Consider the following 6,626-nt stretch of genomic DNA (forward strand, 5'->3'; position numbering starts at 1 on the left):
AAAAAACCGGCAGCAACGCCCCCCTGAAGAAGTTCCGGCTGAACATCCGCCAGATCATCGAAGACGATCACACGCCGTTCTATCGCATGGAGCTGACCGCAGATGACCTGGTGATCTTCCGTCCGCGCTCAACACAAAGCCACCTCTCGCCCGATATCCGACTACCGGAATGGGCTGAGGAGAAAGCAAGGAACGTCGCCAAGGAGAAGGGTTGGGACTATTACGCCCTGCGCTCTAATTGGCTTGCGTTCGCAAAATCAGAGGAGACCAAGGGAAACCCGCCGAAAAACACCGGCGCAGCATTCCTAGCATACTGCAAAAAGCAAAATAAGTTACGTTGAGTGGGCAAGTTCACATGCCAAAAACAAGAAATTTTTGCGTTCTCAGTTCTCTTTTTTAACTTTGCCGCACGCGGGCTTTGTCTAGTGCTAGGCTTCTAACATGACAAACCTTTGTGAAAGGAAAGAATAATGATTACGGTGTTACGCGGGCGAGAAGATTTGCCAAAGCTACCAGAAAAAGGCGAAGAATTCCCAGTTCGTCCATCGGAAGCTACTGTAGGAACCATATTGGTTGAAGAGGTTCGCCTCAGCTACAGACCTGATGGTAAAGAAATCGTGCAAATCATGGGCTTTGGATGACTAGGAACCGCACTTTGAAATTTTTTCTAACTCTGGCCACACTTTCTTTTGTGATAAGCACTCGCTCTTTCGCTGCAGTGGGTGCCTGCCCGATCTCCGCTGACTTTGTGACGCAGCCTGAGACATTCGAAACAACACAGCAGATAGGTGATTATAAAGTGACAAGTACAACCATGCGCGCCTTCGTCGATGGTGCTATGGTTCAGATCGAATGTACAGGAATGGACCCCGACAAAATTTTCCCAAATACCGATGACGCTACCATTCTTACCAACTACGCTCGGTTTTGGTCGATCCAACAAACCAGCCCTGTGTTTTCAGACAACAAACCAGTCCAACACTACGCAATCGAAGGTGTGAAGGATATCCAAGGCTTTGAAGTAAAATACACTTATCGTTTTTTTCGGTTTTCGGACAGCTTTGCGATGGTGGCCACTGGTGTCCCAGGTGGTCGTCCGACAGCAGATGTTATGCGTTTTCTGACTAGCTTAAGTTTAGAATCAAGCGCAGCACCCGCACCATTCACAGAATTCGAACTCGAGGAAGGTCGGCGCAATCACATGGCTGCATGTCTACCTGCTATACGCACAGACAACGAAGTGCGGCAGCTAGGTTTGAGCGATGTCGAAATCACCTACTTCTGCTCTTGTACTGGGCAAAAGTATTTCGCGGAATTCACACCTCTTGAACTTAGAACCTTAGCCTTAGGTAATGACGCATCGCTTGAGAACAAACGTCTGACTATCCAAACACAGTGCTTCGAGGATGCAACCAGATAGCACTTCAGCCTAGCAATCTCTTCCAGAACGTGCCTCGTTCTGGAACTTTCAAGTTCTCGCGCTGATCTGTCAGAAGCGCGTTCAACCGAACCCGCTCACTCTCAGCTCCGTCCAGGCGAGCGCGCAAATCCTCGATCTGATCGACAAGCTGGCCGCGCTCCCTGTCGCGCTCGGCGGTCATGGCGTCTATCCGCTCTCTAAGCATCTTAACTTCGACGCCCAAGGCGCTGTTTTCATGCGTTTCTTCCGGGGTTTCCGATTGGTTTTGAAGGCTGTTCGGAAACGGGTTCGCGGACATCCACCTGGAAAGCTCTGACGGATCAATCTGCCAGCGACCCTTGTCGTCCTTCTCAGCAGATATTCCGCCCGAATTAAGGGCTTTTGACAGCGTCCCCTTTGAACGATTCGCGGTCTTTGCCGCCTGTCCAAGTGTCAGTTTCATGGTGTTTCCGCCTGTATTTCAAGGGGGTTTCCCCTTGGTTTTCTTGCCGTTCAGGATACACACATCGGAAACACCCGCCAATAGGCGGTTTGCAAGTCTCTTGAAAAACCCATCATGATAGGTTAAATACAGTTATGGTCACCATATACCGAGCGCATGGTCTGCGCGTCATCATCTTCACAGACGATCACGAGCCGGCCCATGTGCATGTGTTCGGTGATGGGCAAGTCAAGATCAACCTGATCGGGCCTGACGGGACTCCAGCTCTTGTCTGGGCCCAGGGCATGAAGGGGAACGATGTGCGCCGGGCCGTGCAGATCGTCCAGGACCAGCAAGAGGCGTTTCTTGCCAGATGGAGGGAAATCCATGGCTGAACTGACAGATTCTGAAATCAATGCCGCCATTGAGCGTGGCCACATCGCGCAGCAGACCGAGCCGCGCGCGGATGCAGTGCGTTATGACAAGCGAAACAGCCGTATCATCGTCGATCTGACGAACGGTTGCACCTTCGCCTTTCCACCCCGTGTGGCGCAGGGATTGGAGACTGCAACGGATGAAGACCTCGCCGCGGTTGAAATCCTCGGTGCTGGTTACGGCCTGCATTGGGAAGCCCTCGATGTGGACCTGTCCATCCCCGGCTTGTTGGCGGGACTGTTCGGAACCAAGGCCTATATGGCTCGGCGGGCAGGGCAGACCAAATCACCCGCCAAAGCTGCCGCCGCCCGCGAAAATGGTCGCAAGGGCGGCAGGCCGCGCAAGCAAGCCTGATCACCCCCACCAGCTCGGCCCTCCGATATTCGGAGGTCTCCGGACCGAGCTGGCTCTACAACCCGTAATCATGCCCGCTATCGCGGCGGGCATGAGCTTCGCGCTCCTGTTCTTGTTCCAGTTCTTTTATGCGCTCCCGCTCTTGCGCCGCGTCCAACTCGGCTTGCCTTTCGTCGGCCTCCCGGCCCTCGCGCAGCGTGGAAACCCTATCGCTGAGCGCCGCCCGGTCGATCCCGTCGACGGCGGCCCGCAACCGTGCCGCCAGATCGTCCGGGCCCTCCCGCTCCGGGGTCTCCGCCTCCTGCCGCTCCCGGCCCTCTTTCCGGGCTTCCCAAGCCTCCCGCAACCGCGTGGCTAGATCAGGCACCTGTTCCCGGCTCTCACGGCCTCCGGCAAACGCCAGTTCGGGCGGCTCTGGCCCGAGGCGGTCCAACACGCGATCTGCAGCCCGGTCGAGCCAGTCGCGGACATGACCGGCCAGCTCGCGGGCAACCTCCATCACCTCGGTCGCACGGGCCTTGGCCTCGTGCCAGGCCCCGACGCGGCCGACCTCGATGCCGCGCTCCTTCATCTGCCACGCGCCGGGGGAAAGCTGGGGCAGGGGTGGACGGTCCAGCTCCACGGCCCGCACCGTCTGCACCAGCTCCGCACCCTCGTCGCCGCGCTCCCGCGCCGCCCTCGCCAGCTCAAGCGCCTCGTCGCGTTGCGCCTCCAAGGTCCGGTGATCCACGCGGTCCTCGATGCCGGCGCGCTCAAGGGCGATGTTGCTGCCCCGCGCCCAGGCTTCGCGCCAGCCTTCCAGAACCTCGACCTTGTTCCAGTCGCGGTTTTTGGTGGTGAAGCCCTCGGGACCAATCTCGCGGGTGGTCAGCAGAATGTGGGCATGGTGATTGCGATCATCGCCGTCGCGCCCCGGCGCGTGCAGGGCGATGTCGGCGATCATCCCACGGTCCACGAACTGTTCCTGGGCGAAGTCCCGGACCAGTTCGACCCGCTGCGCATGGGTCAGCTCGGCGGGCAGGGCCACGCGGACCTCGCGGGCGACCTGGCTGTTCTTCCGGGTCTCGGCCTCCTCGACCCGGTTCCACAACTCGGATCGGTCATAGACCCAATCCGGGGCGTGGTCAGGCGCAAGGGTTTCAGTGTGATCGACACCGCCCCGCGCCGCGTAATCGAAGGTCAGCCCGGTACGGCGGTCTTCGATACGCTCCGCCACGCGGTAGGCAATTGCCGCCGTGGCGCTGCGGCCCTGACTGCGGGAAATCATCGAAGCTCTGAGATGATAGATCGCCATTCTGTGCCGCACTTTGCTTAGGGGTCGAGGGGAAACGCCAGTCTCCCCCGCCCACACAAACGCGCAGCGTTTGTATAAGTGGGCACTTCGTGTCTTGCACCTTGCTTTAAGCTTTGCCAAAAATCAACAAAGGTCATGAGTTATGAGGGCGGGAATGGTACGGAGTATCGACCAACAGATTGCGGCAACGCAAGCCAAGCTGGCCCGTCTGAAAGAGCGGCAGAAAGCCAGCGAAACACGGCGGAAAATCATCGTCGGGGCCATCGTCACAACCGAAGCCCTGAAAGACCCCAAGAGCGCCCGCTGGATGGCCGCAACCCTGCGCAAGAACGCCACCCGTGACGTCGATCAGAAAGAGCTGGTGGGTCTGCTGGAGGAACTGGATGGCGTCGCGGCAAAGGCGGACCGGCCATGAGCGTCAAGGACCCCGTCCAGCAGCTCATCGATGAAATCACCCTTATTCGTGAGGATGTGAAACACCTGAAGCGGACCAGCCTCGACAAGGACGAGGCTGAGGCCCTGCACCAAACCCTTGTCGAAGGCGTGGACCGAATGGCCCAGACAGGGCCGCAAATCGAGAACACCATAAAAAATTACCTGTTGGCCTCGATCTTGAAGATCCGGGAAGAGACCACCAGCGCGGCTGTAAGCGCCGCTGAGGCCGCTATCGGGAAAACCCGCGCCGAGACCCTCGAAGCCGCAAGAAGCCTCTCACAGGCCGCCGGAGAGGCCCGTAGAGAGGCGTGGCGGTGGTTTGGTGGGTTCTGGGTGTGGCTGGCCTCCATGCTCGCTACAGGGGCCGTTCTCGGCCTTCTGGCGGCATTTCTGATCATCGGACGGGGCGATGCGCGCGAGTTTGGGCAATATCCACGGATTTACTGCTCTTCCGCAGGCGGACAGATCGTTGAGCAGGACGATGGCAGCAGCTTCTGCGCCATCTGGATCAGACAAGCATCTCCAGTAGGAAACTGAGCGGAGCTATCCGCTCAGTCTGGCCATTTCTCGGCGGGCCAATTTCGGGCGGTGTGGATCACCCGGACAATCGCCACGGTTTCCTCGCCGCCTGCCTGCGTGATCGCATAGGCCAAGATGTAGGGCAGGCCCGTCACTGACTTCTCGTAGGTGCCTGTCACCCGTCCGGTGCGGCCTGTCGGGATGTCCCCGAGGGCCAAGGCCGATTTGTCGATGGCATCGGCCACGCGACGGGCGGCGGAGGGGTTTTCGGCAGCGATATAGGCGACCTGATCTGCAAGATCGGTCAGCGCATCGGTGGACCAGCGAACGGGTCGGCTCACGCCGTGCCGTCTGCCGCAACCTTGATTGCTCGCCGCACGGTCGCCATTGCATCCTCATGGCTGACTGTCCGGCCTGCTTCCACGTCTGCAAGTCCGCGTTCAATGCCCTCGATGATTGCCAGTTCACGGTTCACGTAGGTTTCCACGGCTTCTGCTGCCAGGAAGGACCGGCTGCGGCGTGTTCCATCGGCCAATCTCCCCAGCTTCGCCTTCAACTGCGGATCGAGTCGGATCGTCATCGTGGTGCTGGCGGGCATGATAAGTTCTTTCTAAGCATGTGTACATCTGAACACATACACCGGACTGGAGTCTTTGAAAAGGTTGAGGCAGTCGACCCCCGCACTTCTCTGCCTGACTTACTCGGTCAAGGTTGGTCAGGATTCCGGGCTAAACCAGAAAACTGCCTAGTGTTAATAGTGTTACCTACGGAGTATGTTACGGGGCTAAAAATCTCCCCTAAGCGACTGATACCATAAAAGGAAACTATCCACAGGGTTCCGAAAGGTGCGAGTCTGGGTTCCGAAAGGTGCGAATTTTGGTTCCGAAAGGTGCGAAGCCGGGTTCCTGATAGGTCAAATGAAACCCGGTTCCTGATGGTGCGAATTTTGGGTTCCTGATGGTGCGAATGTCCGCTATGAAGATTTCATGGCGTTATTACCGGACCGACACCCTCAGAAAGACTTCTTCATCCTCGACATTTCCGATGTCGTGCCAAAAGACGATATGGCCTCGATGGAGCACCCACTGTTTTCACTCGCGACCAAGCCAGACATGCGCCACCTAGTGTACAAGAATGGCATCAACAAGCTTGAGATCATCCCATCGGGTCGCGGCCTCCCAACCATCTTCGACAAGGACATTCTGATCTTCTGCATCAGCCAGTTGATGGACAAAAAGAACCGGGGGGAGAAGATCGGGAAGCGCGTTCGATTCACGGGTCGAGAGTTACTGATCGCAACCAACCGACCAACCAACAATCTGGGTTACAACCGCCTGGAACATGCGTTTCAGCGTCTACGTGGGACCACGTTCACCACCAATATTGCGACCGGAAACAAGATCGAGACGCGCATCTTTGGTTTGATCGACGAGGGCGGTTTTGTCCGCACCGCTGACGAGCATTTCCGCCTCGACTACTGCGAAATCGTTCTCTCCGATTGGGTGATGCGCGCAATCGAGAATGATGAGGTCGTGACGATTTCGAACGACTATTTCCGCCTGCGCCGCCCGCTGGAACGCCGCCTGTATGAGATCGGCCGCAAGCACTGCGGCAGCCAGCCGAAATGGCACATCGGCCTTGCCAAGCTACAGGAAAAAACCGGCAGCAACGCCCCCCTGAAGAAGTTCCGGCTGAACATCCGCCAGATCATCGAAGACGATCACACGCCGTTCTATCGCATGGAGCTG

The 6,626-nt window shown here is 57.6% G+C and carries 11 protein-coding genes and 1 pseudogene; 8 read left to right on the plus strand and 4 right to left on the minus strand.

What is annotated here, in order from left to right:
* The 3 genes and pseudogenes from ABIE58_RS19720 to ABIE58_RS19730 all read left to right on the plus strand — a co-directional run.
* Positions 1-341: pseudogene (locus tag ABIE58_RS19720) on the plus strand (replication initiator protein A); the annotation flags it as partial.
* Positions 342-470: 129 nt separating this feature from the next.
* A complete protein-coding gene (locus ABIE58_RS19725; RefSeq protein ID WP_354546338.1) occupies positions 471-641 on the plus strand; it encodes a hypothetical protein in 171 nt (56 codons plus the stop codon).
* Between the two features lie 14 nt (positions 642-655).
* On the plus strand, positions 656-1,420 hold the full coding sequence (locus tag ABIE58_RS19730; RefSeq protein ID WP_354546339.1) for a hypothetical protein: 765 nt from the start codon (positions 656-658) through the stop codon (positions 1,418-1,420).
* Positions 1,421-1,424: 4 nt separating this feature from the next.
* Here the strand turns inward: ABIE58_RS19730 and ABIE58_RS19735 are convergent, their stop codons facing one another.
* Positions 1,425-1,862: a helix-turn-helix domain-containing protein gene (locus ABIE58_RS19735; protein ID WP_354546340.1), complete on the minus strand. Its 438-nt coding sequence runs from the start codon at positions 1,860-1,862 to the stop codon at positions 1,425-1,427.
* 134 nt (positions 1,863-1,996) lie between these two features.
* Here ABIE58_RS19735 and ABIE58_RS19740 point away from each other — a divergent pair, with 134 nt between their 5' ends.
* Both ABIE58_RS19740 and ABIE58_RS19745 read left to right on the plus strand, forming a co-directional pair.
* Positions 1,997-2,236: a DUF4160 domain-containing protein gene (locus ABIE58_RS19740; RefSeq protein WP_322346830.1), complete on the plus strand. Its 240-nt coding sequence runs from the start codon at positions 1,997-1,999 to the stop codon at positions 2,234-2,236.
* Positions 2,229-2,630, plus strand: coding sequence for a DUF2442 domain-containing protein (locus tag ABIE58_RS19745; protein ID WP_322346831.1), 402 nt, complete (start codon positions 2,229-2,231; stop codon positions 2,628-2,630). The genes ABIE58_RS19740 and ABIE58_RS19745 overlap by 8 nt, the downstream gene beginning before the upstream one ends.
* Before the next feature lie 55 nt (positions 2,631-2,685).
* Here ABIE58_RS19745 and mobQ read toward each other — a convergent pair whose 3' ends face one another.
* Entirely contained in the window at positions 2,686-3,924 is a 1,239-nt protein-coding gene (mobQ, locus tag ABIE58_RS19750) for a MobQ family relaxase (RefSeq protein ID WP_354546341.1), read from the minus strand.
* Between the two features lie 142 nt (positions 3,925-4,066).
* Between mobQ and ABIE58_RS19755 the strand changes: the two genes are divergently transcribed.
* Both ABIE58_RS19755 and ABIE58_RS19760 read left to right on the plus strand, forming a co-directional pair.
* A complete protein-coding gene (locus tag ABIE58_RS19755; RefSeq protein WP_354546342.1) occupies positions 4,067-4,339 on the plus strand; it encodes a hypothetical protein in 273 nt (90 codons plus the stop codon).
* Entirely contained in the window at positions 4,336-4,896 is a 561-nt protein-coding gene (locus tag ABIE58_RS19760) for a hypothetical protein (protein WP_354546343.1), read from the plus strand. The genes ABIE58_RS19755 and ABIE58_RS19760 overlap by 4 nt, the downstream gene beginning before the upstream one ends.
* 14 nt (positions 4,897-4,910) lie before the next feature.
* On the opposite strand, the gene ABIE58_RS19765 is transcribed toward ABIE58_RS19760, so the two are convergent.
* Both ABIE58_RS19765 and ABIE58_RS19770 read right to left on the minus strand, forming a co-directional pair.
* Positions 4,911-5,219, minus strand: coding sequence for a type II toxin-antitoxin system RelE/ParE family toxin (locus ABIE58_RS19765; protein ID WP_354546344.1), 309 nt, complete (start codon positions 5,217-5,219; stop codon positions 4,911-4,913).
* The gene (locus ABIE58_RS19770; protein WP_354546345.1) at positions 5,216-5,476 is read right to left on the minus strand and encodes a CopG family ribbon-helix-helix protein; all 261 of its coding nucleotides are present in this window, start codon (positions 5,474-5,476) and stop codon (positions 5,216-5,218) included. Before ABIE58_RS19770 ends, ABIE58_RS19765 begins: the two co-directional genes overlap by 4 nt.
* 388 nt (positions 5,477-5,864) lie before the next feature.
* Here ABIE58_RS19770 and ABIE58_RS19775 point away from each other — a divergent pair.
* The coding region (locus ABIE58_RS19775) for a replication initiator protein A (protein WP_354546346.1) at positions 5,865-6,626 on the plus strand (762 nt) is incomplete at its 3' end.

This window comes from Roseovarius sp. MBR-78, assembly GCF_040547535.1.
Lineage (GTDB): Bacteria > Pseudomonadota > Alphaproteobacteria > Rhodobacterales > Rhodobacteraceae > Roseovarius.